This is a genomic window from Lysobacter sp., assembly GCF_035655815.1.
In the GTDB taxonomy this organism is placed as follows: Bacteria; Pseudomonadota; Gammaproteobacteria; order Xanthomonadales; family Xanthomonadaceae; genus Lysobacter_J.
In genome coordinates, this window is record NZ_DASRTS010000029.1 from 1 (window position 1) to 25,232 (window position 25,232).

General features: G+C 67.2%; 26 protein-coding genes. 8 read left to right on the forward strand and 18 right to left on the reverse strand.

Annotated elements, in window-relative coordinates:
• From VFE83_RS07590 to VFE83_RS07600, 3 genes are all read right to left on the reverse strand, one after another.
• Nucleotides 1-200 (reverse strand): demethoxyubiquinone hydroxylase family protein (locus VFE83_RS07590; RefSeq protein ID WP_324904692.1); only part of this gene is annotated, 200 nt, incomplete at its 3' end.
• Nucleotides 201-364: 164 nt separating this feature from the next.
• A complete protein-coding gene (locus VFE83_RS07595; protein ID WP_324904693.1) occupies nt 365-2,206 on the reverse strand; it encodes a peptide-N4-asparagine amidase in 1,842 nt (613 codons plus the stop codon).
• Nucleotides 2,207-2,405: 199 nt separating this feature from the next.
• Nucleotides 2,406-2,798 (reverse strand): RidA family protein, encoded by a 393-nt coding sequence (locus tag VFE83_RS07600; RefSeq protein ID WP_324904696.1) that lies wholly within the window; start codon nt 2,796-2,798, stop codon nt 2,406-2,408.
• A gap of 179 nt (nt 2,799-2,977) precedes the next feature.
• On the opposite strand from VFE83_RS07600, the gene VFE83_RS07605 reads away from it, so the two are divergent.
• From VFE83_RS07605 to VFE83_RS07620, 4 genes are all read left to right on the forward strand, one after another.
• Entirely contained in the window at nt 2,978-3,883 is a 906-nt protein-coding gene (locus VFE83_RS07605) for a LysR substrate-binding domain-containing protein (RefSeq protein ID WP_324904929.1), read from the forward strand.
• Nucleotides 3,884-4,083: 200 nt separating this feature from the next.
• Nucleotides 4,084-4,770, forward strand: a complete 687-nt coding sequence (locus VFE83_RS07610; protein WP_324904698.1) for a glutathione S-transferase family protein — start codon at nt 4,084-4,086, stop codon at nt 4,768-4,770.
• Nucleotides 4,771-4,930: 160 nt separating this feature from the next.
• Nucleotides 4,931-5,833, forward strand: a complete 903-nt coding sequence (locus VFE83_RS07615) for a hypothetical protein (RefSeq protein ID WP_324904700.1) — start codon at nt 4,931-4,933, stop codon at nt 5,831-5,833.
• A 199-nt stretch (nt 5,834-6,032) separates the two neighbouring features.
• The gene (locus VFE83_RS07620; protein WP_324904702.1) at nt 6,033-7,013 is read left to right on the forward strand and encodes a chemotaxis protein CheB; all 981 of its coding nucleotides are present in this window, start codon (nt 6,033-6,035) and stop codon (nt 7,011-7,013) included.
• Nucleotides 7,014-7,043: 30 nt separating this feature from the next.
• Here VFE83_RS07620 and VFE83_RS07625 read toward each other — a convergent pair whose 3' ends face one another.
• The 4 genes from VFE83_RS07625 to VFE83_RS07640 form a co-directional block, all read right to left on the reverse strand.
• Nucleotides 7,044-8,159, reverse strand: a complete 1,116-nt coding sequence (locus VFE83_RS07625; protein ID WP_324904704.1) for a PAS domain-containing sensor histidine kinase — start codon at nt 8,157-8,159, stop codon at nt 7,044-7,046.
• 174 nt (nt 8,160-8,333) lie between these two features.
• On the reverse strand, nt 8,334-8,705 hold the full coding sequence (locus VFE83_RS07630) for a VOC family protein (protein ID WP_324904706.1): 372 nt from the start codon (nt 8,703-8,705) through the stop codon (nt 8,334-8,336).
• Between the two features lie 49 nt (nt 8,706-8,754).
• Entirely contained in the window at nt 8,755-9,258 is a 504-nt protein-coding gene (locus VFE83_RS07635; RefSeq protein ID WP_324904708.1) for a hypothetical protein, read from the reverse strand.
• Between the two features lie 169 nt (nt 9,259-9,427).
• A complete protein-coding gene (locus tag VFE83_RS07640; protein WP_324904710.1) occupies nt 9,428-11,332 on the reverse strand; it encodes a serine hydrolase domain-containing protein in 1,905 nt (634 codons plus the stop codon).
• A gap of 105 nt (nt 11,333-11,437) precedes the next feature.
• On the opposite strand from VFE83_RS07640, the gene VFE83_RS07645 reads away from it, so the two are divergent.
• Nucleotides 11,438-11,704, forward strand: coding sequence for a hypothetical protein (locus VFE83_RS07645; RefSeq protein ID WP_324904712.1), 267 nt, complete (start codon nt 11,438-11,440; stop codon nt 11,702-11,704).
• Nucleotides 11,705-11,887: 183 nt separating this feature from the next.
• Here the strand turns inward: VFE83_RS07645 and purD are convergent, their stop codons facing one another.
• Nucleotides 11,888-13,192 (reverse strand): phosphoribosylamine--glycine ligase, encoded by a 1,305-nt coding sequence (gene purD, locus VFE83_RS07650; RefSeq protein ID WP_324904714.1) that lies wholly within the window; start codon nt 13,190-13,192, stop codon nt 11,888-11,890.
• Between the two features lie 143 nt (nt 13,193-13,335).
• Here purD and VFE83_RS07655 point away from each other — a divergent pair, with 143 nt between their 5' ends.
• Complete coding sequence (locus VFE83_RS07655) at nt 13,336-14,790, forward strand: alanine/glycine:cation symporter family protein (protein ID WP_324904716.1); 1,455 nt, start codon at nt 13,336-13,338, stop codon at nt 14,788-14,790.
• Between the two features lie 24 nt (nt 14,791-14,814).
• Here VFE83_RS07655 and VFE83_RS07660 read toward each other — a convergent pair whose 3' ends face one another.
• From VFE83_RS07660 to prmA, 6 genes are all read right to left on the reverse strand, one after another.
• Nucleotides 14,815-15,261 (reverse strand): hypothetical protein, encoded by a 447-nt coding sequence (locus tag VFE83_RS07660; protein WP_324904718.1) that lies wholly within the window; start codon nt 15,259-15,261, stop codon nt 14,815-14,817.
• A gap of 58 nt (nt 15,262-15,319) precedes the next feature.
• Nucleotides 15,320-15,820 carry an N-acetyltransferase gene (locus VFE83_RS07665; RefSeq protein WP_324904720.1) on the reverse strand — a complete coding sequence of 167 codons (501 nt, stop codon included), beginning with the start codon at nt 15,818-15,820 and terminating at the stop codon, nt 15,320-15,322.
• 430 nt (nt 15,821-16,250) lie between these two features.
• On the reverse strand, nt 16,251-17,840 hold the full coding sequence (gene purH / locus VFE83_RS07670; RefSeq protein ID WP_414674703.1) for a bifunctional phosphoribosylaminoimidazolecarboxamide formyltransferase/IMP cyclohydrolase: 1,590 nt from the start codon (nt 17,838-17,840) through the stop codon (nt 16,251-16,253).
• Between the two features lie 310 nt (nt 17,841-18,150).
• Nucleotides 18,151-18,450 (reverse strand): DNA-binding transcriptional regulator Fis, encoded by a 300-nt coding sequence (gene fis / locus VFE83_RS07675; RefSeq protein WP_324904722.1) that lies wholly within the window; start codon nt 18,448-18,450, stop codon nt 18,151-18,153.
• A gap of 75 nt (nt 18,451-18,525) precedes the next feature.
• Nucleotides 18,526-19,362: a DUF3426 domain-containing protein gene (locus VFE83_RS07680; protein WP_324904724.1), complete on the reverse strand. Its 837-nt coding sequence runs from the start codon at nt 19,360-19,362 to the stop codon at nt 18,526-18,528.
• A 47-nt stretch (nt 19,363-19,409) separates the two neighbouring features.
• Nucleotides 19,410-20,330 (reverse strand): 50S ribosomal protein L11 methyltransferase, encoded by a 921-nt coding sequence (gene prmA / locus VFE83_RS07685; RefSeq protein ID WP_324904726.1) that lies wholly within the window; start codon nt 20,328-20,330, stop codon nt 19,410-19,412.
• A gap of 281 nt (nt 20,331-20,611) precedes the next feature.
• On the opposite strand from prmA, the gene VFE83_RS07690 reads away from it, so the two are divergent.
• Both VFE83_RS07690 and VFE83_RS07695 read left to right on the forward strand, forming a co-directional pair.
• On the forward strand, nt 20,612-21,469 hold the full coding sequence (locus tag VFE83_RS07690) for a hypothetical protein (RefSeq protein ID WP_414674705.1): 858 nt from the start codon (nt 20,612-20,614) through the stop codon (nt 21,467-21,469).
• A complete protein-coding gene (locus tag VFE83_RS07695; protein WP_324904729.1) occupies nt 21,466-21,876 on the forward strand; it encodes a hypothetical protein in 411 nt (136 codons plus the stop codon). The genes VFE83_RS07690 and VFE83_RS07695 overlap by 4 nt, the downstream gene beginning before the upstream one ends.
• Nucleotides 21,877-21,921: 45 nt before the next feature.
• Here VFE83_RS07695 and VFE83_RS07700 read toward each other — a convergent pair whose 3' ends face one another.
• The 4 genes from VFE83_RS07700 to aroQ form a co-directional block, all read right to left on the reverse strand.
• Complete coding sequence (locus VFE83_RS07700) at nt 21,922-22,734, reverse strand: energy transducer TonB (RefSeq protein ID WP_324904732.1); 813 nt, start codon at nt 22,732-22,734, stop codon at nt 21,922-21,924.
• 48 nt (nt 22,735-22,782) lie between these two features.
• On the reverse strand, nt 22,783-24,150 hold the full coding sequence (accC, locus tag VFE83_RS07705; RefSeq protein ID WP_324904734.1) for an acetyl-CoA carboxylase biotin carboxylase subunit: 1,368 nt from the start codon (nt 24,148-24,150) through the stop codon (nt 22,783-22,785).
• 105 nt (nt 24,151-24,255) lie between these two features.
• Complete coding sequence (accB, locus tag VFE83_RS07710) at nt 24,256-24,726, reverse strand: acetyl-CoA carboxylase biotin carboxyl carrier protein (RefSeq protein WP_324904736.1); 471 nt, start codon at nt 24,724-24,726, stop codon at nt 24,256-24,258.
• A 50-nt stretch (nt 24,727-24,776) separates the two neighbouring features.
• Complete coding sequence (aroQ, locus tag VFE83_RS07715) at nt 24,777-25,232, reverse strand: type II 3-dehydroquinate dehydratase (protein ID WP_324904737.1); 456 nt, start codon at nt 25,230-25,232, stop codon at nt 24,777-24,779.

Consider the following 25,232-nt stretch of genomic DNA (forward strand, 5'->3'; position numbering starts at 1 on the left):
CTCGCCACGACAATCTGGCCTGTATAGATCGAGATGGCACCGAACTCGCCTGCGTGGTTGACCTTGAGGATTCGGCTTCCCAGGTCCATGTGCCTCCTCAATCTGATGTCCGCTATGGGTCGGAAGCGGACATTAGCACCGTCGTGGCGCGCTCGCCCGCAGATGCCACGTGCCAGCCAGGCGCGGATGCTCGACGACATGATCATGTGGTCGGACGGAGAAGGCCGAAGGCCGCGCCTGGGCGAGCGTGCCTGAATCAAAGAATCCCGGGTACGCTTCGCTTACCCGGACCTACGCTGGCTGTTGTCCGCGGATCTGATTCGCTTTGGCCATTCAGCGTAGGCACCGCGCGCCAACTGGATAGTCAGCGCAGCCATCCCAGGTTATCGGGAGAACCGTCCGGATGGGCAAAGCCGCGAACGCGGTTGATTCCGTTGGGGCAGCCGACGCCCTGGGTGTGCTCCGTGACGTTCTCGCGCAACCAGGTCACGCGCTCGCGGAAGCAGCTGCCTGCGTTGTCGTGGAAGTAGTGACTGCGCGCGCCTCGCCAGCCGGTGTAGGTTCCCTGCACGGCATTGAAGCTGCGACTGCCGACGAAGTTGGCGTAGACGCGGTCCGCGTACGATCCTGCGGGGCGTGTGTGCGACCCCTGCTGGTGGTGACCCTGTTCGACGTACGCACTTGCGTGGTTAAGCGTCGCAACACCGGCAATCGTTCCGCCTCCTGCCGTGTAGATGATGCGCAGTGGGTAGTGATGCCTTATGCGGTCGTACGCGAGTACGGTCGCGCCACGCTGCCGAAGCGTGGTGCGCTCGGTGACACTGGCGATCTCGACGACCTGCGCATAGTCGTGGTCCGCGGGCGCCTCGTAGCCCAGCAGGCTCACCCACTGGGTGCTGGCGAACGTGTGCTCCTGCCTGACCGACGTATCGACGCGGCCGCGCGAGGTATTGACGTATCCGGCTACCTCGTACTGGCGCCGATACTGCCGATCGACATCACCAGTCAGGAGGGTGCCGTCGGTCGTCCAGTCGTTGCGCGTGATGGTCGCTGTCAGCGGTGTGCCGTCGAGCGTGTTGCGCGTAACGCCGCCCGTGATCTGCGTGGTTCCCCTGTCCAGGTAGAGCAACAGCTGCGATTTGGCGAAGAACCAGCGCTGCTCATCTTCGACACGCGCGTACAGAATCTGGATCGTGTGCTCCTGGCCGTCGCTGAGCAGTGCCGCGTATGGACTGAGGTCGATCCGGAACGGCATCAGGTTGAGAGACTGCGGCGTCGGCACCGGCACGTCGACGCTGCGCTCGAAGTCCAGGTTGAGGTCGCTGTTGAGCCAGGGATACAGCGGTGCAGTGCCCACGGCGGTGCCATCGATGCGCACGACCACGTCGCGGTAGTTGCTGCCGGTGCAGCCCTGCCCTTCGGTATCGCCCGCCTGAGGCCGCCGGTCACCCATGGCGAGCGGCGTCTGCCCCAGCAGAGGCCAGCTGGCGACGGCGTCCGCGGGGACGCAGCTGAACCAGAAGTAGGTCAGCTGGGAGTAGACGTCCAGGTACGCGCGCTCGATGTTCCGCGGCAACGAAATCACGTTGGGGGAGGTCGGCGCGATGGGCACGATGACGTCGGGCACTTCGGGTGCAGGCAGCGCAGGCGTGGCGGGGTAGAAGATCATCCGGCCGCTGGCACGCGGGCTGTCGCCCCAGTAAGGATCGCGGAGGTAGTAGTCGGTGTCGCGCGCGAAGCCGGGACGTGCCTGGCTCAGCAGCGCGGAGTACTCGGTGATATCGCGTTCGACCCGCCACGTTGCTTGTCCGGCGTTGTATTGCGCGCCGGCCGTCAGCAACGTGGTGGCGATCTGGTCGTTGCGGCGCTCGTCGCCAAGGGCGAACGTAACGTTGGCGATGCCCGTCGTACCGGGCCCACTGAGTTCGACACTGAAGATCACCTTGGCCCACGGTCCTGGACAACCGGGTGGCGGTGCGTATTCGAACTCGGGTTCGAACATCGGCTCGCCGTACCAGCCGGTGTCCACGTCCTTGAACAGCTCCACCACGCATGGCGTGATACCCAGCCGCGGGACCCGCGGCTCGACCGACAGCCGGTTCATCGGCGGTGCCGGCGTTTGCGCCGGCGATGCTGAGGCCCAGGCCAGGGTTGCGGTCAGCAGTCCCACATGGACGTTCGAACGGAAGTGCGCCAGGTTGCTCACGGCTTCCCTCGCTGCGCAGCCGCCAGCAGACCAGCCTGCGCCGTGAAAAGGTTGCACGAGTGTTCGCCCGGTGCTGTGTGCAGGCGGTGACGTGGCTGAATCGCGATGAACACAAGCCGCGTTCAGATAGCCCATGCGTCGTACGAGTGGTCGCCAACCGGCACGCAGCGTACGTGTCTGCCATCGGCAGCACTCGCGCTCACCCCGGAATCCGCGCGATCACCTTGATCTCGAAATCGAAACCCGCAAGCCAGTTCACGCCGACGGCGGTCCAGTTGGGATAGGGCGCCTGCGGGAAGACTTCGCTCTTGATCGCCATGATCGTGTCGAACTGGTCCTCGGGATCGGTATGGAAGGTCGTCACGTCGACGATGTCGTCCAGTCCGCAGCCGCCCGCCTGCAGGGTCGCCTGGAGGTTGGCGAAGGCGAGACGGACCTGGGCCTCGAAGTCAGGTTCCGGCGAGCCGTCGCTGCGGCTTCCGACCTGGCCGGAGACGAACAGCAGATCGCCCGATCGGATTGCCGCGGAATAGTTGTGCTTGGCGTACAGCTCATGCCGGCTGGCAGGAAATACGGCGTCGCGCTTAGCCATGGGATTCTCCAGTCATGGTGTGAGGGGAGCCGTGCGACGTGTCGATATGCGTCGCGCGGCGCATGACCGTCACTCTAGGGAGCCGTCGTGGCGGGGATAAACACACGGATTCCGGGATCACTGTTTGTAGAATCCGGACAATCCCGTTCCCTGGAGATCACGTGGACCGTATCGACGCGATGCAGGCCTTCGTCCGCGTGGTGGAGACGGGCAGTTTCACCAAGGCGGCCGAGACGCTGCAGGCCAGCAAGACACGGGTGACGCAGCTGGTGCAGCAGCTGGAAGCGCACCTTCGCGTGAAGCTGCTCCACCGCACCACGCGCAAGGTCAACGTCACCGCCGATGGTGCCGCGTACTACGAGCGCGTCGTTCGTCTGCTGGCCGAGCTCGACGATGCCGAGACCAGCCTGTCGGCAGCGTCCGAAGCGCCGCGTGGACGTCTGCGCGTGGACGTGCCCGCACCGTTGGCCAGCCTGATCGTGGTGCCGGCGCTGCCTGCGTTCCATGCGCGTTATCCCGACCTGCAACTGGACCTGGGCGCCAGCGACCGCAAGGTGGATCTGATCGACGAGAACGTGGACTGCGTGGTGCGCGGCGGTGAGCTCACCGAATCGTCGCTGCGCGCGCGCCATGTGGCGGACTTGCCGCTGGGCGTGTACGCCTCGCCGGAGTACCTCGCACGTGCGGGCGCGCCTGCGCATCCTCAGGAACTGGAAGACAGCCATCACCGCATCGTCGGTTATCGCGGCTCGCGCACCGGCATGCCGCTGGCGCTGGCGATGAAACGTGGCGACGAAGCACTGCGCGTGCATGGACGCCATGTGCTGTCGGTGGATGACGGCAACGCGTATCTGGGGGCCGGCATCGCCGGATTGGGCGTGCTGTGGTTGCCGCACTACATGGCGCGTGCACCGCTTGCGCGCGGCGAACTGGTGCCGCTGTTCGAGGACTGGAAGCTGGAACCGATGCCGCTGTACGTGGCCTTCCCGCCGAGTCGCCACGTCAGCCGCAAGCTTCGTGTGTTCATCGACTGGATCGTCGACCTGATGGCGCAGCACGCCCCCGTCATCCAGCCGGTGCGGTAGTCCTCGGCGCTGCTGAATGTCCGAGCGCCGGGCCCGTCAGCATGGGCACCACGCGAAGCGGGACGGCCATCGTCGGGCTGCGTTTTCCGGCGTCGTGCGGGCGCTGGCTGTCGCGCGCAGACACGTCTGCAGACTGTCGATTCCCGCGCCCGTCGTTCGTCGTAATGGCAAACCGACCGGATCCGACCTGGAGAGCCTTCATGCGCAGTGACCGCATGCCCCGCCGTACTTTTCGAGCGACGCCCACCATTACCGCCTTCGAATGCTCGCCCGACCGGGGGCAGGGCCTGGCGCGTGACATGCGCGTGCGCTGGGCGCTGGAAGAGGCGGGCCAGCCTTACAACGTGCGCCTGCTGTCGTTCAAGGCGATGAAGGAGCCTGCGCACCTGGCGCTGCACCCATTCGGCCAGATCCCGACGTACGAGGAAGGCGACCTCACGCTGTTCGAAACAGGGTCGATCGTCTTCCACATCGCCGAGCGTCATGAGGCCTTGTTGCCGGGCGATGACGATGCCCGTGCACGTGCGATCACGTGGATGTTTGCCGCGCTCAACACCGTCGAGCCACCCATTCTCGAACTCGTGACCGCCCGCATCCTGGAGCGCGACAAACCATGGAGCAGCGAGCGCCTGCCGCTGGTGCAGGATCGGGTGCGCGACCGGCTCGACCAGCTCTCGGCCCACCTCGGCGATGCCGAGTGGCTGGATGGTGCGTTCAGCGTAGGCGACCTGATGATGGCGTCGGTGCTGCTCAGGCTGAGGCCGTCGGGCATCCTTGACGAGTTCCCGGGCCTTTCGTCCTATGTCGCTCGCGCGGAGGCTCGTCCCGCCTACAGGCGCGCCTTTGCCGCGCAGCTGGCCGTGTTCAGTGCCGCGTCGTCCAGCTGATTCGTGTTCGGTGCGCCGCGAAGTTGATAGCCGGTCGCTGCGCAGAGCCATGGACCGCAACGGAGCCGGTAGTGGCTCGACGGCGCGGCGCACGATTGGCACTTCTGCCGGGCATCAGGCAGTCGATATAAACAGCCATCCCATGGCGAAGGAGTCCAGGATGATCTCCAGGCTTTCCACTCGCGCAGTGGTTGCCACGGCGTGGCTCTCGCTCGCATGCGCCGCCGGTTGCCGCTCCGACGTGATCGAGACCCCTGCGGCCGTTCGCGTGACGCCCGAAGCGTTCTCCACGGACGAGTACGAGTCTTCCCCGACGTTCTCGCAGGACGGAAGCGAGGTGTACTTCTTCCGCGCCGATCGCGGGTTCGGGCGCTATCGCCTGCTGACATCGCGTTGCGTCGAGGGGCGCTGGACGAAGCCGACACCGCCGTCGTTCGCGAAGCCGGGTGTGTCTGAAGCGGATCCGGCACTGTCCGCGGACGGTCGTTGGCTGTACTACGTTTCGGCTCGCGCCGATCCCGAGGGGGAACGCCTCGACATCTGGCGCGTGCAGCGCGACGGTATCGGTGCATGGGGCGAGCCCGAGCGTCTGCCGGAACCGGTCAACTCGAAGCAATCGCAGCTGTTGCCGCGGCCGCAGCCGCAGCCGGACGGTCGCTTGCTGTTCGGTTCCAGCCGGCCTGGCGGAATGGGCCAGGGCGACATCTATCTCGCCACGCCGGACGCGGACGGGCGCTGGCGTGTGGAGAACGTCGGCGCGCCCATCAGCACCAGCGCGAACGAGTACGAAGCGGAACTCTCGCGCGACGGTAACGTGATGGTGACCGTGGCCAACCGCGGGACCACCTCCCATCTGTATGTCTACGAGCGCGACGGCAAGACATGGCGCGAACGCGGTCGCGTGCCGGCGCGGACGGACGTGTTCCAGGTGGGGCCGCTGCTCTCGCCCGACGGGCGCCGCCTGCTGTTCGCACAGGGCGACAACGGCAAGCATTCGGGCGAGTGGTTCGTCATCGACCTGGAGAAGAACGCCGATCTCGGCTGGCCGCCGCGCTGCGAGTGAGATGCGCAATCTCATGCCTCGATGAAGCGAGGCTTGCGTCGTCGCGCAAGCAACGTGCCATCCGCCGCGTCGAAGGCGGGAAGACGCGCAGGATCGCCTCAACGAACGCTCGCACGTTCCGCGTGTCACCGTGCTGTCTCCGTTATCGGGCACTCACGTGCGCGAGTGGATACTCGGGGCCCACGTTTGAGGCACGGCCTTGGACACCCAATCCGGCATTCATCGTGACGTGGTCGTGGTGGGAGCGTCCGCGGGCAGCCTGCGCGTGCTGATGCAGCTTGCCGCGGCCTTGCCCGGAGGCTTTCCTCCTGTACTCGTGGTGCAGCACATCGGGCATCACGTCAGCGTGCTTCCGGAACTGCTGGGCCGCGTCGGATCGAACAAGGTGTTGCACCCCCGATCCGGGCATCGCATCGAGCGCGGCACCATTCTGGTGGCGCCACCCGATCACCACATGCTGGTGGTTGATGACGAGATCCGGCTGACGACCGGGCCGAAAGAGAACTTCGCGCGTCCGGCGATCGACCCGTTGTTCAGATCGGCCGCCATCGCATACGGGCCTCGTGTCATCGGCGTCGTACTGAGTGGCCGGCTCGATGACGGGACGGCGGGCCTGCAGGCCATCAAGGCGGCGGGTGGACTCGCGGTCGTGCAGGACCCGGACGATGCCGGAGAAGCCAGCATGCCGGCGAGCGCGATGAGGTTCGTGGACGTGGACCGGGTCGCGAAAGGCGAAGATCTGGCGCGGGTGCTCCAGGAACTGGTACGCGAACCCGTCACTACGCATGCAGGAGTTTCCATGACCAGCCGGCAGGAGCAGGTACTCGGCACGGACGGGCGCGATGCCATGCAGGCGCTCGACGGGATTGGCAGCAGATCGGAGCTTTCATGCCCCGAGTGCGGAGGCGTGCTGTGGGCGATAGACGACACTCGTCCCAGGCGCTTCCGTTGTCATACGGGACACGCTTACTCGATCTCCACGCTGGATCATTGCCAGGCCAGCCATGCGGATGAAGCGCTGTGGGCGGCGCTGCGCGCGATGCACGAAAGGCATCGCCTGCTCCTGATGATGCTGGAGCTGCACGACAGCGACGATCCCAATGTCGAAGTGTGGAAAGCCGAAGAGCGCCGCGTGAGACAGCGAATCGAAACATTGCGCGAGCTCACCGAAAGCGACTGATCGTCAGGAAGACCCGCCGGGCGACGTACGCTATTCGCGCGCGGGAAAGCGCACGATGAACTGGCTGCCTTTGCCCGGTCCTTCGCTCCGCGCCTGCACGCTGCCCGAGTGCAACTCCACGATTTTCTTCACCAGCGCCAGACCGAGGCCGAGGCCAAGCTTCGATCCCTCCAGGTGCGGCAGCGTGAACAGCTCGAAGATCTTCTCCAGCTGTTCCGCCTCGATGCCGACGCCTTCGTCGGATACGCGCACGATGACGTCCGACCCGATGTACGTGCCGGTGACCCAGATTCCGCCGGGCGGCGGCGTATAGCGCAGCGCATTGGCGATCAGGTTCACGAACACCTGCTGCATGCGCATGCAGTCGATGTGCATGTCGATGTCGCCGGACGGAACCAGGACCGGGACTTCACGGGATTCCTGGTCCATCTGGCGCAGCGCGATGCGCGTCGAGGCCTCCAGCAGGTCGCGCAGGCTGCAGTCGCTGCGGTCGAGGCTGAAACTGCGCGACGTCACCTTGCTGTGCTGCATCAGGTCGTCGATCAGTCGGGCGGCCATGTTGACGTTGCGCGAGATCATCTCGATCTGCGGAACAAGCGCCGGATCCAGCACTCGCCGTGAAAGGAGGTTTGCCGCGAGGCCGATGCCCGACAACGGATTGCGCAATTCGTGGGCGAGCAGCGCTATGGCGGCGGTCAATCCCTCGTTGGCCTGCGTCGCGGAGTTGCACCGCTTCAGGGCGGTCTCCAGCTGCATCTTCACGTCGGTCAGGTCGCGGAAAATCTTGAGGAAGCTGAAGCCTTCCACCTCGCCGTCCAGGCAGATGGTCAGTCCGGACGCCCAGAAACGCGAGCGGTCGGCGCGGGCCATCCAGCGATCGTTGCCGGACGTGCCCCGCTGGCGCGCCTCTTCCAGTTCGTGTTCCGGGATGCCGTTGCGAACGTCCTCACGGGTGAAGAAGCGTGCAATCTGGTTGCCTGCCAGTTCGTAGAGGGGGATGCCGAGGATGGTCCCGGCTCCCGCGTTGGCCCAGGCGATGTTGCCCGAGCCATCCATCAGCAGCACCGCATACTCGTTCGAGCGGCTCGCGAACATCCACAGCATCTGCTGCACGACATGATCCGACGCGGGCGCGCTGTCGTTCATCGGGTTTCTCCCCCACGAAGGACATCCAGTGTGTTCCTGCGATTCGCTGTTGCGCGTGAAGCCCGCGTCCATGCGCAGGCGCGCCGCGACTGTGAATGGGGTGGTGGCCGGCAGCCGCGAAGGCAGCCGCCGATCCTGTCGGCGGCATTGAAGGAATTGCGGGAATCCGCGGGGCTAGCTCTGCGCCAGCATCAGGACGTAGCCATCGGGATCGTGCACCCGGAACTCGCCGCCCGGCATGTAGAAAGGAAACCGGATCTCACCCGGATCGTGGCCGAGTGCCTTCAGCGCGGCATGGGTTTGCCTGATGTCGTCGTAATACAGGTAGAACAGCACGGCCTGCCGGGTGGGATCCACCGGTTCCGAAGCCAATCCCACCATCAGGTTCGCCTGTCCGCTTTCGAGCCATGCCCAGACGGGTGTCGTGCTGCCTTCCGGGGCCACACGGTCGGCGACGCTGAATCCGAGATCGGCGTAGAACCGGATGCTCCGTTCCACATCGGCCACGTGGGCGTATGCGACGAGTTGCCTGGTGCTGATGGTCATGTGATGTCGGTATCCACGGGCGGGTGCCGCACCGACCCGGAAGGCTTGTTTATTGATCGCGAGCCGGCAGCGGTTGGTCAAATTCCAGGATCCGGATGCCATGCACGCCTGACACCGTCGCGGCCATCTCCAGAGAATGACTGGTTTGCCTGAGGCGTATCCGCCTTTCCCCAGCGGAGTTCAGCGAGCATTGAATGCCCTCCACCTGGAGGCTGCAGTCGCATACCTGGAACTCGTAGTACGCACCGGAATCCAGCCGGTCAACGATGACGGTTGCGTTGCCACTTGCGAAGGACTCCTTCCAGACCGGCTGCTTGACCCCCGCCACGCACTCGCTTCTGGCGTACTCGCACACCTGCACGTCCTCGATCAACCGTTCCTGGCCCCGGACGTCAACCCGCAGGCGCAGAGGAAGCTCCACGCGGCGCTGGACAGGAACGGGCTCGGGTTCGCGGGCACAGTCGAGTGCGGCGTTCAGTGCCAGTCCCGACGTGATACAGCCACTCAAGGCACCCGCCATGATCACCATGAGAACTGCGTTAAGCCAGTTCATCGCGTTACTCCGGAAGTGCAATGCTGCATGCATCGTTGGTTGAGCCAGCGAATGGCGAGCGAACCAACGCGAACTGACGCCATTCGTCGTTGTTGGAGGACGACGGAAGTCGATGCCGTCGATCCTGGCGATGGTTAGGGCTGGGAGCAAGTGGGTCGAGTGGTCGCCTTCACGCCCACAGCCGAAGCGGCAGCAGCCCACACGCTGCGAGCATGACGGTCCACTGCAACACCGCCAGCATCGCGACGACATCGACACGTTTGCGCAGCGGCCACGGACGACGGCGCAGGTGCAGGAACAGACCGGCGAGCATCGTCAGCGGCAGCAGTGCGGTGACGGCGGCCAGCAGGCCGCTCGCGATCGTGAGGTCGCCCAGCTGCAGGAAAGATTGGCGGAGGAAGAATGGAAGGGGCAACACCAGTGCGAGCACGCCGGCGAACGGGATCAGGACCGTCCGGTTCGGCGTGCGTCGCGGCATGAGCAGGGCGAGTGCACCCGACACCAACAACCACAACGTGCCGAGCAGTCCGGCAGCAAGGCTGGCCCACAGCATCACGAGGTACGAAAGCGACGTCCGCTGATAGCTTTGCGTGCCGCTGCTGATGACGCGCTCGCCGTCGCTCGTGCTGATCAGCGCATGCGATGCGATGACCCGGTCCGGTGCGCGCAGCAAGGCGCCACCCACGGGCCGCAGCAGGAGCTCGTCGGACTGGAAGGGCGTGAAGCGAAGCACGTCGCCCTCGCGGCGCATGCGGACGAAGTTCAGAGTGGTGTCCATCCAGCCGAAACTGGCGAAGCGGTTCGGTGCGGGAATATAGATGCCTTCCCAGTCCGCAGTGTCGACCGTGGTGGGAGTGGGCGGTTGTTCAACCGCAGGCGGAAGTTGCAAGGCGTCGATCAGGTGGCGGTCGATGCGGCCGTAGTCGGCGCCTTCAAGATCGGCGTTGATCGAGACGAAGAATGCGCGGCGCTGCTGAGGAAACAGGCAGAACATCGCGCGGTAACCGACGGTGCTGCCGCCGTGGCATTTGCCCACCGCGCCATGACGGTCGCGGGTGAACAGGCCCAGGCCGTTGCCGACGCGCAGGCCGGCGGCCGCGGCTTCGGTTCCGGTGGGTTCGCCCATTGCACGCAGCAACGCGGCATCGATGAACGGCGCCCCGCCGATACGGCCGTCGCTCATCAGGAAGCGGACGAAGCGGCCCATGTCGCCGGCGGTGGTGGTGAACTGACCCGCCGGTCGCACGTACGACGGCACGGCGGCCTGCGTGACACGCTCCTCGAAATGTCCCATCGCCAGCCGCGCGTCGGCGTACGGTCCGGCCTGCGTGGTGAAGGCGAAGGTGCTGTCGTGCATCTGCAACGGCTGCAGGAGGTTGCGGTCGAGGTAGCGCTCGTAACGAGTGCCAGTCACGGACTCGATGACCATGCCAAGCAGCGTGTAGCCGGTGTTGGAATACGAGTGCCGCGTGCCCGGACGGCTGCGCACGCGCAAGGGGCCGCGACCGACGAAGGCATCGGCCAATGGCGCATCGGCGCGTGCCTGGAGACTGAAGACCTGCGAGAGACGTGCGTCGTCCAGGCCCGCGGTGTGATCGAGCAGATGACGGAGGCGGATCGGGTCCGTGGATGCCCACGGGTTGTCGAACTCGATCTGCGGCAACAACGGTGCCACCGGCGCATCCAGCGAAAGCCTGCCCTGAGTGACCAGACGCAACACGCCGGTGGCCAGCAGCGTCTTGGCGACCGAACCGACGTGCACGCGGTCGTCGGGTTGCATTGGCGCGCGGCTGCGTGCATCGCGGATGCCCGCAGCGTCGATGGCGATGATGTCGTCGCTCACCGTGGACCAGACGGCGCCCTGCAGCGATTGCGCGCGCAGTTCGTTGGCCATCGTGCCGTGCAGCGTGGCGGGTTCGGCTGCGATGACGACGGTCGCGACCGGCCCGAGCAGCACGGCGCATGCCATTCGGTGCAGCAGGCGGTGGAACGTTCCGGTGTTCACGTCGGGATGCGCCTTCATGGTGCCCATGGATGGCCTGCGTGCGGCCAGTGTCGTGGCACGCGTGGCCATGCGTCCCGTGTCCATGGTCACTGGAGCGCCTGCCGGCACGGCTTTTCGAGGGGTTCACCCGGGCGTGGCTACCCTGCGGGCGGGTTCGTCCAACTGGAGGGCTTCATGACCGCGGACAGCAAGACGCCACTGGATCATGTCAACGACACGCTCACGCAGCTCAAGGAGATGCGGCATTACGCGAAGAACAATGTCGAGCGCCTCACGGCGCAGTGGCTGTTGTTCGACGGCGAGCTGGCGAAGTTGAAGGAAGCCGGAAAGATCGAGGATCTGATGACGCGGCAGGCGGAGTTTTACGACGCGCTGGAGGCGGTCATCGCGGAGCTGGAAGAGTGGGTGGTGAAGCTGACGCCTGCGCCGGAGGAAGAGTGAGGCGGACGATGCGGTGCTGCTCAGCATCGTATCGGCAGAAGGATGGCGTCGTCGCCGCGACGGCAGTTTGTCGTTGATATTCCGAATAGTGGTGCAGTCGGAGTGCGGTTGTGCGCCATCGCTTCTCCGACCCTCACCCCCAACCCCTCTCCCATGGGGAGAGGGGCATAACGACAGGTGCTCTTACGCCGGCTCGCCCGCTTCGGCGCGTTCGCGCTCGATCGCGCGCCAGCCGATGTCGTGGCGGTGGAACTCGCCGTGCCACGAGATGCCGGCCACGGCCTCGTAGGCCTTGTGCTGTGCGTCGGCGACGCTGTCGCCCAGCGCGCATACGCACAGTACGCGGCCGCCGGCGGTGACGACGTGTTCGCCTTCCATTTTCGTGCCCGCGTGGAAGACCTTCACGTCGTCGACTTCGGGTGCGTCCCAGCTGCCGATGACGTCGCCGGTGCGCGGCGTACCGGGATAGCCTTCGGCGGCCATCACCACGCCGAGCGATGGGCGTGCATCCCATTGCGCGGTGGTCCTGTCCAGGCGTTCGTCGATGGCGGCTTCGACCAGCTCCAGCAGGTCCGAACGCAGGCGCAGCATCACCGGCTGCGTTTCCGGATCGCCGAAGCGCACGTTGTATTCGATGACCTTCGGCGCACCGGTCCGGTCGATCATCAGGCCCGCGTAGAGGAAGCCGGTGAACGGAATGCCGTCGGCTTCCATGCCGCGCACGGTGGGTTCCACCACCTCGCGCATGATGCGGGCGTGCACGTCGGGCGTGACCACGGGCGCAGGCGAATACGCGCCCATGCCGCCGGTGTTGGGGCCGGTGTCGCGGTCGCCGACACGCTTATGGTCCTGGCTGGTGGCCATGGGCAGCGCGGTCCTGCCGTCGACCATCGAGATGAAGCTGGCCTCCTCGCCTTCGAGGAACTCCTCGATCACCACGCGCGCGCCGGCGGCGCCGAACGCGTAGTCGGACAGCATGTCGGTGATGGCGGCTTCGGCCTCGGCCAGCGTCATGGCGACGATGACGCCCTTGCCCGCGGCCAGGCCATCGGCCTTGATCACGATGGGCGCGCCTTTGTCCTGCACGTATTCCAGCGCGGCATCGGCCTCGGTGAACACGGCGTAGTGCGCGGTGGGAATGCCGTGGCGCGCCAGGAAGTCCTTGGCGTAGGCCTTGCTGCCCTCCAGCTGCGCGGCGGCGGCGGTGGGGCCGAAGATGCGGTGGTTCTTCTCGCGGAAGCGGTCGACCACGCCGTTGACCAGCGGGCCCTCCGGGCCGACCACGGTCACGCTGACGCCCTCGCGGTCCACCAGCGCGAGCAGCCCGTCGATGTCGGAAGCGGCCACGTCCACGTTGCGGCATTTGGCCTCGGTGGCGGTGCCGGCGTTGCCGGGCGCGACCAGCACCTCGCTGACGCGCGGCGACTGGGCCAGTTTCCAGGCCAGGGCGTGCTCGCGACCGCCGGAACCGATGACGAGGACTTTCATGCGCGCGCTCCTGCTGTGTACCCACGTGGGCTGCCGATTTTACGGGCCCCGGCGGGGCGCCGCGACCCGGCTGGTACCATCGGCGCCCTCGCGCCGGAATGCCGCCCGCGCGGGATGACCGCACCACGCTCACCGGAACACCGATGGAATCCGCCCTTCATCTGATCGAAACGTTGTTGTCGCCCGTCATCGGCCTGATCAACCGCGTGCTGTGGGACTACGTGCTGGTGTATGGCCTGCTGGCGGTGGGCCTGTACTTCACGGTGCGGCTGCGCTTCGTGCAGGTGCGGCGTTTCCCGCACATGCTGCACGTCATCAGCCGTGGCACCGATGGCGACAGCGCGGGCATCTCGCCGTTCCAGGCGCTGTGCACCTCACTGGCCTCGCGCGTGGGTACGGGCAACCTGGCCGGCGTCGCGATCGCGCTGAGCGTGGGCGGCCCGGGTGCGCTGTTCTGGATGTGGTGCACGGCGGTGCTGGGCATGGCCACGGCTTACGCGGAGAGCGCGCTGGCGCAGCTGTACAAGGTGCGCGACGAGAACGGCCAGTACCGCGGCGGCCCGTCGTACTACATGGCGCGCGGGTTGAAGAAGAAGTGGATGGGTGTGGCGTTCGCGCTGTGCCTGCTGCTCACCTACGGGCTGGTCTTCAGCAGCGTGCACGCCAATGCGATGGCGCAGTCGTTGCGCAGTGCGTTCGGCTTCAGCCAGGCGCAGATCGCGACAGCCCTGGTGCTGTTGACGGCGGTGATCATCTTCGGCGGGCTGCGCACCATCGCGCGTTTCGCCGAGTGGGTGGTGCCGTTCATGTCGGTGGGCTATCTGGGCCTGGCCGGCTGGGTCGTGCTGACCCATCTGCCGCAGGTGCCGGACGTGCTGACGCTGGTGCTGCGCAGTGCCTTCGGCCTAGATGCGGCGGCCGGCGGCATCTTCGGTGCGATCGCGGTGGCGATGCTGCAGGGCGTGAAGCGCGGCCTGTATTCCAACGAGGCCGGCATGGGCAGCGCGCCCAACGTCGCCGCGGCGGCTACCCCTATTCCGCACCATCCGTCCAGCCAGGGCTTCGTGCAGTCGCTGGGCGTGTTCATCGACACGCTGCTGATCTGCAGCGCGACGGGCTTCGTCATCCTGCTGTCGGGAGTGCTGGGGCAGGGCGGCGACGGCGTGCAGATCACGCAGAACGCGATGACCGTGTTCTTCGGCGGCTGGGGCACGTACTTCGTGGCCATCGCGCTGTTCTTCTTCGCGTTCACCACGATCATCGGCAACTATTCGTACGCCGAGAGCAACCTGATCTACCTGGGCGGCGGCCGTGGCAGCCTGTTCGTGCTGCGCATCGCCGCGCTGCTGGTGATCGTTTGGGGCGTCTACTCGAAGGTGCAGCTGGTGTGGGACGCGGCCGATGCGGCGATGGCGCTGATGGCCTCGATCAACCTGGTCGCGCTGGTGATGCTGTCAGGCGTGGTGATCAAGCTCACGCGCGACTACGACCGCCAGCTGGGCGAGGGCAGGTCGCCGACGTTCCACATCGCGCAATACCCGGAACTCGGCGACGGCGTGGATCATGAGATCTGGAAGGAGCAGCCACCGCGCGGATGAGCGCGGAGGCCGGGCGGTCTGCGGTCAATCGGCCTGGTAGAGCGGCTCGATGGTGTCGTCGAACTTGAAGGTATTCGCCAGCCAGCTGTCCTTCGGCCGGTAGAACGAGAACGTCCAGCGCAGGGCGTGCTTCTCGAACTTCTGCAGGAACGTGTAGCGGACGAACGACTTGCCGATACGCTCGGTCTGCACCAGTTCGTAAGCGAGTGGCTTGCCGAAGCGGGTCGTAATGGCGGCCCAGTACATGCGGGCGTTGCTCGACAGCGCGTCAATCTCCGCCGGATCGACTGGGTAGTGCGGCTTGAGCATCGCGAAGACCGCGTCCGGCTCGCGCGTCATCGCGGTTTCCATCATGCGCCTGGTCAGGGCCAGGACCTGTTCCTCGTCCTTGAGCCCCTCGGCCGCAACAGCCTGACCGCAGCACAGCATCAGCAGCGCGGCGAGTGCCGCGGCTTTCATAGTTCGCAACATGTCGATCCCCCTGGTGGAGTGCCGAGTTTAGCGGCTCACGGCACGCGACTGGGGGCAGCTACTCAGCCCGCGAGAACGAAGCGTGATAGCGCACCTCGCCGTTCGCCGGACCGTCCTTGAACGCGAGCGCCTGGAAGTACTGCGCCGGCGCATCGGAATACCGTAGCGACGGTTCGTTGCGGAAGCCGAAACGGCCGTAGTACTCCGGTTCGCCCAGCACCACGCAGCCGGCAGCGCCGCGGTCGGCGAGCTCGGCCAGCCCTGCGCGGATCAGCGCGCTGCCGACGCCATGGCGCTGGTCCTGCGGCGACACGGCGACCGGCCCCAGACCGTACCAGTCCGGTGCTCCGTCCTCGATGCTCACCGGCGAGAACATCGCGCAACCCGCGATCCGGCCATCGATGTCGGCCACCAGGCACAGGCCCATCGCATCGTCGTCGCGCAGCGCGGACGCGATGCGGCGCTCGACCTGGCCGCCACCAGGCATGCCGGCGAATGCGGCGCCGAGGAGTTCATCGATGGCCGCGTGGTCGGCCTGCGTTTCGGTGCGAATCCACATAAGGCCTCCGTGGTGTGCGCCAGTGTGGAGGCAGGGCGGTTATGGCGAGGTCAGGGCGGTACGTGGACCGCATGCTGGCCGCGCGGGAGCCCCTGTCGTCATTCCCACGAAAGCGGGAATCCATTTGTCCGTACGCTCACGGCCCGGTTCGATGGCGGCCCAGGCGGGTGGCATACACTCGGCTCACGTTCCTGCTTTCGCCTCGGCGTGTTCCGGTCGATGTTACGTGCCTACGTAACACGTAACACGTGACGCATGCACGCATGGATTCCCGCCTTCGCGGGAATGACGATGGTGTGGGTCGGCCGTAAGGGCGTGCCCGCGCCGTGCGGCCTGGATCCCGGCTTTCGCCGGGATGACGGAGCTGAAACGCTCGTTCGATTCCCGATTCCCGATTCCCGATTCCCGATTCCCGATTCCCGATTCCCGATCAGTGCCGGAAATGCCGCACGCCGGTGAAGACCATCGCCAGGCCGTGCTCGTCGGCCGCGGCGATCACCTCGCTGTCGCGCATCGAGCCGCCCGGCTGGATCACGGCCTTGATGCCGGCTTCCGCCGCGGCGTCGATGCCGTCGCGGAAGGGGAAGAACGCGTCCGAGGCCATCACCGAGCCCGGCACGATCAGGCCGGCGTCGGTCGCCTTGATGCCGGCGATGCGCGCCGAATACACGCGGCTCATCTGGCCGGCGCCGACGCCGATGGTGCGGTGGTCCTTCGCATAGACGATCGCGTTGGACTTCACGAACTTCGCCACTCGCCACGCGAACAGCAGGTCGTCCAGCTGTTCCTTGGTCGGTGCGATCTTCGTGACGACCTTCAGCTCCTCGCGCGTGACCTCGCGGATGTCGGCGGTCTGCATCAGCAGGCCCGAACCCACGCGCTTCACGTCGACGTTGTTGCGGCCGTCGCCGTGCGGGATGCGCAGCACGCGCACGTTGGCCTTCTTCTTCGCGTAGTCGAGCGCGCCTTCCTCGTAATCCGGTGCGATCAGCACCTCGACGAACTGGCGGTCGAGGATCGCCTTCGCCGTGCCCGCATCCAGCTTGCTGTTGAACGCGATGATGCCGCCGAACGCGGAGGTCGGGTCGGTGGCGTAGGCCAGCTCGTACGCGTCGCCGCAGGCCACGCCCTCGGCCACGCCGCACGGGTTGGCGTGCTTGACGATCACGCAGGCCGGGCGCTCGAACTGCCGCACGCATTCCCACGCGGCGTCGGCATCGGCCAGGTTGTTGTAGCTGAGTTCCTTGCCCTGCAACTGCGTGAACGTCGCCAACGTACCCGGCACCGGCCACAGGTCGCGGTAGAACGCGGCTTGCTGGTGCGGGTTCTCGCCATAGCGCAAGTCCATCACCTTCACGAAGCTGCCATTGGCCTGCGCGGAGAACGGCGCGAGCGAGCCATCCTCGACGTTGATCGACGAGAGGTAATCGCTGATGCGTGCGTCGTACTGCGCGACGCGGTTGAACGCCGCCACCGACAGCGCGAAGCGCGTGGCGCCGCCGAGCGCGCCGTCGCCGGCCTTCAGTTCTTCGACGATGCCGGCGTACTGCGCCGGGTCGGTCGCCACCGCGACACGCGCGAAGTTCTTCGCCGCCGAGCGCAGCATCGCGGGGCCACCGATGTCGATGTTCTCGATGATGTCCTCGAGCGTGCTGGCGGGATCGACCGACACCTTCTCGAACGGATACAGGTTGAGCACCAGCAGATCGATGGCACCGATGCCGTGCTGGGCCATCACCTCGTCGTCGATGCCGGCGCGGCCGAGCAGACCGCCGTGCACGATCGGATGCAGCGTCTTGACGCGTCCGTCCATCATCTCGGGAAAGCCGGTGACGTCGCTGACGTCCTTCACAGGCATGCCGGCGTCGCGGATGGCGCGGGCGGTGCCGCCGGTGGACAGCAGCTCGACGCCCTGCGCGTGCAGCGCCTGCGCCAGGTCGATCAGGCCGGTCTTGTCGGAAACGGAGAGCAGCGCGCGGCGGATCTTGACCGGCGGCGCGGACAGAAGCTGGGACGTCATGGCGGGAGGGGCAGCGGCGGGGAGCCGGGAATTATAGCGGCGCGCTGGGCCCGCCCCTCTCCCGACGCGCTGCGCGCGTCGACCTCTCGCGCGAGGGGAGAGGTGCGCCTTGGCGGGGGTGGGTGAGTTTGGGTTCGCCCCCCCGCCAAGGAGAAGGGAAAGCAACAGGACTTGGTGCGGAACGTCGGCGCGGCCGGCCAGCGGTGTTACCTCTCGCCGGCACGTCTGCTGCGCCTGCACGTTCATTCCACCTCTCCCCTTGCGGGAGAGGTCACCGCGCAGCGGCGGGAGAAGGGAGGCGCGAAGCGCCTCAGTCCAGTCCGTACTCGCGCAGCTTCTTGCGCAATGTGGCGCGATGGATGCCGAGCATGGCGGCGGCGCGGCTCTGGTTGCCGTCGCAGTGCTGCAGGACTTCCACGAACAGCGGGATTTCGAGTTCGCGCAGCGCGATCTCGTAGAGGTTCTCGGTCTCGCAGCCGTCCAGGTCGCCGAGGTAGCGGCGGATCGACGTGGCGACGTGGTCACGCAGCGGCACGCGGGGTGCGGTGCGTGCGGTGTCGGTTCGGTCGGGTGCGGCGGCGGCGTTCAACGGGATCCCCAGGTTCTGCATCGTCGTCCGGGCGCCGGGCCGACGGGAAGCGGAGTCTAGCGCGCGCCCGTCGCAAGCGACAATGTGATGCGGGGCTCACCTGAAATCGAAGGTAAACGCCACGATCCGCGGCGCCGGCTCGATGACCTCGAAGGCGACGGTGGCGCTCTGGCCGGGCAGCAACGCGTCGCCGGCGCGATGCGTGCGGCGATACTCCTCGGGACGGAACGCGCGTTGTCCCACCGGGCGGCCATCGACGTCGGACAGGCTCAGCACCAGCAGCGGCCACGACTGCGCCCAGCGTGCATCGTTGCGGAAGCTGGCTTCCACGGCGAGCACGCCGCTCGCGTTCGGCTTGGGCCGCACGCTGCGCTGGAGCATGGTGAACGCGGTTGGCTCACGCCATGCCGGAACCTCGCAACGCAGCACGCCGCACAGTCCGGCGACGAGCGGTCGCCAGCGTGCATCGGCGGCGAGTTCCTGTCGTTGCGCGAGCAGCAGCTGCAAGACCAGCAGCAATACGAGCGCGGCAATGCCCGCATACCAGCGCCACGAGGTGCGGGTCGGCGCGCTGACCGGCGCATGCCGCGCGAAGCTGGGCGCGCTGCGTCGCGGGCGTGGCGAGCGGCGCGCACGCGGTGCGGCAGCTGTCGCCGAGACTGCGGCGATGGCTTCCTCATACGACGCAGGCGGCGCGGTTGCGTCGGGTTGAGCATCCGATTCGGCCGCATCGGCGACTGAAACGGCTGGTTCTTCTTCGATGACTTGTGCGGAACCTTCGTCCGGCGCAGGCGCCTCCGTCGCCGCCGATTCGCCCGGCGCAGTTGCATCGGCCTGCACGAGTCCGTCGCAGCGCGGGCAGCGTTGTGGGGCGCCGTCCGGGCGGACGATCAGTGCGACGAGGAAACCGCAGTGCGGGCAGGGAACGAACATGGCGGCTATTCAAGCATGAGGGCCGCCGCGCATGGCAGGGGAAGGTCTCAGCGGCGACGCACGCCTGTGACGCGCATCCAGTCCTCCAGGCGATGCGCCTGCAGCGATTCGAAATCGGCCGAATAGCGGGCGATGACCTCGTCCTCCTGGCCGGCCAGGATGCCCGACATGGCGATGCGCCCGCCCGGCGCGACGCGCGCGGCCAGCGTGTCGGCCAGCGACACCAGCGCCGACGCCAGGATGTTGGCGACCACGACGGGATAGGTGTCGGCCGGTTCGGTTTCCGGCGCGTAGGCCTGCAGACGATCGGCGACGTCGTTGCGCTCGGCATTGCCGAGGGTGGCGGTCAGCGCCTGCGGATCGTTGTCCACGCCCACTGCCTGCGCCGCACCGAGTTTCAGCGCGGCCAGTGCGAGGATGCCCGAGCCGCAACCGAAGTCGAGCACGCGCGCATCGCGCAGTACGCCTTCGTCGGCCAGCCCGTCCAGCCACTGCAGGCACAGCGCCGTGGTCGGGTGCGTGCCCGAACCGAACGCCAGGCCCGGGTCCAGCCGCACCACGGCGGCATCGTCGGCATCTGCTCCGGGTGGCAGCTCCTGGTTCCACGGGACGATCCAGGTGCGGCGGCCGAACTGCAGCGGCTCGTACTGGTCCATCCAGGCGCGTTCCCAGTCCTGGTCCTCGACGTCGCGGAACGTGGCGCGCGACCAGTCCAGATCCTCGTCGGCCGCGGCCAGCGCGTACAGCAGCAACTCGCGCGGCGTGCCCGCCTCGAACAGCGCGGTCAGCACCAGTTCGTTCCACAGCGGCGTCTCACCCACGCCGGGCTCGAAGATGGCCTGCTCGTCGGGCGCGTCGGCGTGCGCGTCGGCCAGCGTCACGGCCAGCGCGCCGACGCTTTCCAGGGCGCGCTCGTAGCGCGGCTGCTGGACTTCCGTGCAGGGCAGGCTGAGTTCCAGGAAGGGCATGGTCGGTGCGCAGCGGCGGAGGGGCGGCCATGGTGGGCCGCGCGGCCCTCGGCGTAAAGCACGGCAAGCCTGCGCATTCAGGCGTGAAGCCGGCCGAAACGCCCTAGAATGGCCGCCTACTTGTGCCCGCTCCGGATATGGCCAACACGCTGCACAACGGGATCAGGGGGCGCTCGCCGGCGTGGCCGGGCGGGCGCGCACTGGCGTTGGCGGCCGCGGCGGTGCTCGGTGCGGCCTCGCTCGCCGGCTGGGCGCTGTATCGCAACGGCAGACTGCCGGCGATGCACGCGCCGGTGAACCTGGCCACCGTGGTGCAGGCCGAACTCCCGTCGCAAGACACGGCCGATACCGTCGATCGCCCTCAGTCCGGCGACATCGTGGCGACGCCGCGCCGCACGGTGGTACGCCATCCGATGCGCGTGCAGTTCGAGGAATCCGACGACCTCTACGCCTACGTGCAGTCGCTGGAAACGCGCGTGCGCGAGCGCGACGCCGATGCCATCTGGATGGTCAGCCGCGTGTACGACTACTGCTCCGGCTTCGCGATGGCGCCGGCCGCATACGACCGCGATACGCGCGTGATCCAGGACATGGCGATGCGCGGTTCGGCGGCGATGGTCGCCTCGCGCGAGCGCGTCGCGCGCCGTTGCGCGCGCTTCGTGCCGCAGGACGAGCTGACGCCGCGCATGGTGCTGCTCAAGCGCATCGAGGCTGCCGATGCCGGCAGCCTGGCCGCGGAAGCGGCGCTGATGGCCACGGGCCAGCCGGTCAAGAACACGCCCGAGTACAAGCGCGACCTGGTCGAGCGTGTGCAGCGTTCGGCCGACCCGGAAGCGTATTCGGCGCTGTCGCCTGGCATGGGCATCGCCGCCAGTGGGCAGGCGGCACTGGCCGACCAGGTGGCCGGCACGCAGTTCTCCGAACTGGCCTGGCAGCTGGCCGCGTGCCGGCTCGGCCTGGACTGCGGTCCGCAGAGCGCGCTGATGACCCAGTACTGCGCCAACGGCGGGATCTGCTCGCGGGACTCGTCACAGGATTTCGAGCGGTTCGTCTTCGACGCCGCGATCCCGCGCCAGAGCGCGGACGTCATCAATGAAATGGTCGACTCGCTGATGGGCGAGCAGAGGGCAAGGCAATGAAGAACCTCCTCCAGGCAGGCAGGATGAAGCGGTACTTCTGGGTGCTGCTGTTCGCGACGTATTCGGTGGCCGCCGCCGGCGTGGTGATCGATGTGCTGGGCGACGAATACCGGCAGCTGTCGCAGGTGGCGGTGACGACGGTGCACTCCTCCGACGAGATGCGCATGTCGGGCGCCTCGCAGGTGGCCGCGGTGTATCGCGCCAGCAGCGGCGCGCCGTTCTCGACCTTGCCGCCGGGCAGCACGTTCAAGGTGGTCTGGCCTGACGGATCGAGCGAGTACGTGATGGTGGTCAGCCCCGCGTCCAGCAGTGGCGTGCAGGCGATCCCGGGTTCGCAGCAGCCGGCGTCGGGCAAGCCGTCCGACGTCGCGGCGGCCGATGCGTCGGCGAAGGTGCTGGACCGCTGAAGACGCGGGCGGCGCGACGCTGCCCTCAATGACGTGCGGGGCGGATCAGCGATCCGCGCGATCGATCCGGTTCGAAGGCGCCGCGTCCAGCTGCGGCGGCACGAAGTCCACCGGCACCCGCACGATGGCGCCTTCCTCCTGGCGCTCCGGATAGATGCGCCAGCTCCACGCGGTATCGATGCTCGCCTGGTCCAGCGCCGGATGGCCGGAGGATTCCGCGAGCCGCACCGACCGCACCTCGCCGCACGGATTGACCAGCAGGCGCAAAGCCACGGTGCCGCCCAGCCCATTGCGTACCAGCGGCGCCGCGTAGTGCGGGGCGGGCATGTGCTTGGGACCCGGCGTGCAGCTCTCGTGCATCGCCAGTTGCTGCCACGCCGAATAGGCCGCGCTGTCGCTCGCGAGCGACGGTTCCGGCGGCGCCATCGCGGCGGTGTCCTCGCGCAGCTTGCGGCACTCGGGCGTGGGTGCATCGCAGTACACGCGCGCGAGGATGCGATAACGGCCCGCGTCGGAGCGGTCGATCACCTGCACAGCGGCGACCGGCCAGCGGCCCTGTTGCGGCGGCAGGAAGGTCCAGGCGCCGGACTGCTCGCCTTCTTCGATGTTGAAGCGGGTCAGATCCGGCCGGAACGCGAAGTAGTCCGCCTGCGGCAGCGCGGCCAGTTCGGCCTCGTCCATCGCTTCGCTGGCGCGATACCAGAGCATCAGCTGGTCGCGGTACACCTGCGCCACCGTGTCCGCTTTCGCGCCGGCCATCTCGACCTGCAGCCACGGCGTGGCCGGTTGGGTCTTGGCGGCAATCGCATGGCCCGACACGAGGCCAAGCAGCACGGCGGCGAACAGACGGGACTTCATGCAGGCTCCAATGGAAGAAACCGCGGCTGGGCCGCGGTTTCGAGAGGGTCAGACGATGGACAGCGCCTTTTCCTTCTGTTCCTTCAGGCGCTTTTCCAGGTAGTGGATGTTCATGCCGCCCTGCTGGAAACCGGCGTCGGACATGATCCGTTGCTGCAGCGGGATATTGGTCTTGATGCCGTCCACGACCATCTCGCTCAGCGCCACGCGCATGCGCGCGATGGCGGTCTCGCGGTCCGGTCCGTGCACGATCAGCTTGCCGATCATCGAGTCGTAGTTCGGCGGCACGCGGTAGCCCTCGTAGATGTGGCTGTCCACGCGCACGCCGGGGCCGCCCGGCGCATGGAAGTGCTGGATCAGGCCCGGGAACGGCATGAAGGTGTCCGGGTCTTCCGCGTTGATGCGGCATTCGATGGCATGGCCTTCCAGCACGATGTCGCTCTGCTTGATCGACAGCTTGTGGCCGGCGGCGATGTTGAGCTGCTCGCGCACCAGGTCGATGCCGGTGACCATCTCGGTGACCGGGTGTTCCACCTGGATGCGGGTGTTCATTTCGATGAAGTAGAAGCGGCCGTTCTCGTACAGGAACTCGAACGTGCCGGCGCCGCGGTAGCCGATGCGCAGGCAGGCCTCGACGCAGACCTTGCCGATCTCCGCGCGCTGCTCGGGCGTGATGCCCGGCGCCGGCGCTTCCTCGACCACCTTCTGGTGGCGGCGCTGCATCGAGCAGTCACGCTCGCCCAGGTGGATCGCGTTGCCCTGGCCGTCGGCGAGGACCTGGATCTCCACATGGCGCGGGTTCTCCAGGAACTTCTCCATGTAGACCATGTCGTTGCCGAAGGCGGCCTTGGCTTCGGACTTGGTGGTCTGGATGGCTGCGGTGAGGTGCGCCTCGGTGTGCACCACGCGCATGCCGCGACCGCCACCGCCGCCGGCGGCCTTGACGATCACCGGGTAGCCGATCTCACGGGCGATCTTCACGTTGGTGGCCGCGTCGTCGCCGAGCGGGCCGCCGCTGCCCGGCACGCAGGGCACGCCGGCGGACTTCATCGCGCGGATCGCCTCGACCTTGTCGCCCATCAGCCGGATGGTGTCGGCCTTGGGCCCGATGAAGATGAAGCCGGACTGCTCCACGCGCTCGGCGAAGTCGGCGTTCTCGGAGAGGAAGCCGTAGCCGGGGTGGATGGCCTGCGCGTCGGTCACCTCGGCGGCGGCGATGATCTGCGCCATGTTGAGGTAGCTGTCGGTGGACGGCGCCGGGCCGATGCACACCGACTCGTCGGCCATCGCGACGTGCTTGAGGTTGCGGTCGACGGTGGAATGCACCGCGACCGTGCGGATGCCCAGCGCGTGGCACGCGCGCAGGATGCGCAGCGCGATCTCACCGCGGTTGGCAATGACAACTTTGTCGAGCATTGGGATGTTTCCGTTAGTGGTTGTGGGGGCTGAGCCCCCGGCCAGCGGGCCTGCATGCCCGCTGGCGTTCGCGGGCTCGCGGCTGGCGCCGCTCGAAATCCCCGCTCACCCAATCACGAACAACGGCTGATCGAACTCGATCGGCTGGCCGTTCTCGACCATCACCTTCAGCACCGTGCCGGCGACGTCGGCCTCAATCGGGTTGAACATCTTCATCGCTTCGATGATGCCCAGCGTATCGCCGGCCTTGACGGCCTGGCCGACGCTGACGAACGCCGGCTTGTCCGGCGAGGGCGAGGCGTAGAACGTGCCGACCATCGGCGCACGCACGATGTGGCCCTCGGGCAGGTCGGCCTGTGCCTTGGCGTGGCCGCCGGTCGCAGCTTCGGTCGGGCCGTGCATCGGCATCACCGGCGCCAGAGCGGCCGGGGCGGCGTGCATGACCGGAGCGGCGACGGCGACGCCCTTCGGCGTGCGGGCCAGGCGGACCGACTCCTCGCCTTCCTTGATCTCGATCTCGGCGAGATTGGATTCCTCGAGCAGGTCGATCAGCTTCTTGATTTTGCGCAGGTCCATGGTGGGCCCTCTAGGTCGTCGCCCGCGGCACGCGGGCAGGTCAGTTGGAATCAGTGGTGCTCGCCGCGGCTGGCCAGGCGGGCCAGGGCTGCGTCGAGCGCGTAGCGGTAGCTGTCCGCGCCGAAGCCGCAGACCACGCCCACCGCCAGGTCGCTGAAATAGCTGGTGTGGCGGAACGGCTCGCGGCGGTGCGGGTTGGACAGGTGGACTTCGATGAAGGGGATGGCCACCGCGGCCAGCGCGTCGCGTACGGCGACGCTGGTGTGGGTGTAGGCGGCCGGGTTGATCACGATGAAGCCGGTGCCGTCCTCGCGCGCGGTCTGGATGCGGTCCACCAGCACGTGCTCGGCGTTGGATTGCAGGCTCTCGAACCCGTGCCCGGCGGCCTCGGTGCGGGCGCGCAGGTCGGCATCGATGTCGGCGAGCGTGGTGCGGCCATAGACCTCCGGCTCGCGGGTGCCGAGCAGGTTGAGGTTGGGGCCGTGCAGGACCAGCAGCTTCGCCAC

Coding starts and splice junctions, on each gene's coding strand:
- VFE83_RS07690 (WP_414674705.1), top strand. CDS start 20,612: ATGCACGCGCCGGTGAACCTGGCCACCGTGGTGCAGGCCGAACTCCCG.
- VFE83_RS07615 (WP_324904700.1), top strand. CDS start 4,931: ATGATCTCCAGGCTTTCCACTCGCGCAGTGGTTGCCACGGCGTGGCTC.
- VFE83_RS07635 (WP_324904708.1), bottom strand. CDS start 9,258: ATGAACTGGCTTAACGCAGTTCTCATGGTGATCATGGCGGGTGCCTTG.
- VFE83_RS07660 (WP_324904718.1), bottom strand. CDS start 15,261: ATGTTGCGAACTATGAAAGCCGCGGCACTCGCCGCGCTGCTGATGCTG.
- VFE83_RS07605 (WP_324904929.1), top strand. CDS start 2,978: ATGCAGGCCTTCGTCCGCGTGGTGGAGACGGGCAGTTTCACCAAGGCG.
- accC (WP_324904734.1), bottom strand. CDS start 24,150: ATGCTCGACAAAGTTGTCATTGCCAACCGCGGTGAGATCGCGCTGCGC.
- prmA (WP_324904726.1), bottom strand. CDS start 20,330: ATGCCCTTCCTGGAACTCAGCCTGCCCTGCACGGAAGTCCAGCAGCCG.
- fis (WP_324904722.1), bottom strand. CDS start 18,450: ATGCAGAACCTGGGGATCCCGTTGAACGCCGCCGCCGCACCCGACCGA.
- VFE83_RS07610 (WP_324904698.1), top strand. CDS start 4,084: ATGCGCAGTGACCGCATGCCCCGCCGTACTTTTCGAGCGACGCCCACC.
- VFE83_RS07640 (WP_324904710.1), bottom strand. CDS start 11,332: ATGGCCACGCGTGCCACGACACTGGCCGCACGCAGGCCATCCATGGGC.
- VFE83_RS07700 (WP_324904732.1), bottom strand. CDS start 22,734: ATGAAGTCCCGTCTGTTCGCCGCCGTGCTGCTTGGCCTCGTGTCGGGC.
- VFE83_RS07600 (WP_324904696.1), bottom strand. CDS start 2,798: ATGGCTAAGCGCGACGCCGTATTTCCTGCCAGCCGGCATGAGCTGTAC.
- purD (WP_324904714.1), bottom strand. CDS start 13,192: ATGAAAGTCCTCGTCATCGGTTCCGGCGGTCGCGAGCACGCCCTGGCC.
- VFE83_RS07625 (WP_324904704.1), bottom strand. CDS start 8,159: ATGAACGACAGCGCGCCCGCGTCGGATCATGTCGTGCAGCAGATGCTG.
- purH (WP_414674703.1), bottom strand. CDS start 17,840: ATGACGTCCCAGCTTCTGTCCGCGCCGCCGGTCAAGATCCGCCGCGCG.
- VFE83_RS07665 (WP_324904720.1), bottom strand. CDS start 15,820: ATGTGGATTCGCACCGAAACGCAGGCCGACCACGCGGCCATCGATGAA.
- accB (WP_324904736.1), bottom strand. CDS start 24,726: ATGGACCTGCGCAAAATCAAGAAGCTGATCGACCTGCTCGAGGAATCC.
- VFE83_RS07630 (WP_324904706.1), bottom strand. CDS start 8,705: ATGACCATCAGCACCAGGCAACTCGTCGCATACGCCCACGTGGCCGAT.
- VFE83_RS07680 (WP_324904724.1), bottom strand. CDS start 19,362: ATGTTCGTTCCCTGCCCGCACTGCGGTTTCCTCGTCGCACTGATCGTC.
- VFE83_RS07655 (WP_324904716.1), top strand. CDS start 13,336: ATGGAATCCGCCCTTCATCTGATCGAAACGTTGTTGTCGCCCGTCATC.
- VFE83_RS07645 (WP_324904712.1), top strand. CDS start 11,438: ATGACCGCGGACAGCAAGACGCCACTGGATCATGTCAACGACACGCTC.
- VFE83_RS07695 (WP_324904729.1), top strand. CDS start 21,466: ATGAAGAACCTCCTCCAGGCAGGCAGGATGAAGCGGTACTTCTGGGTG.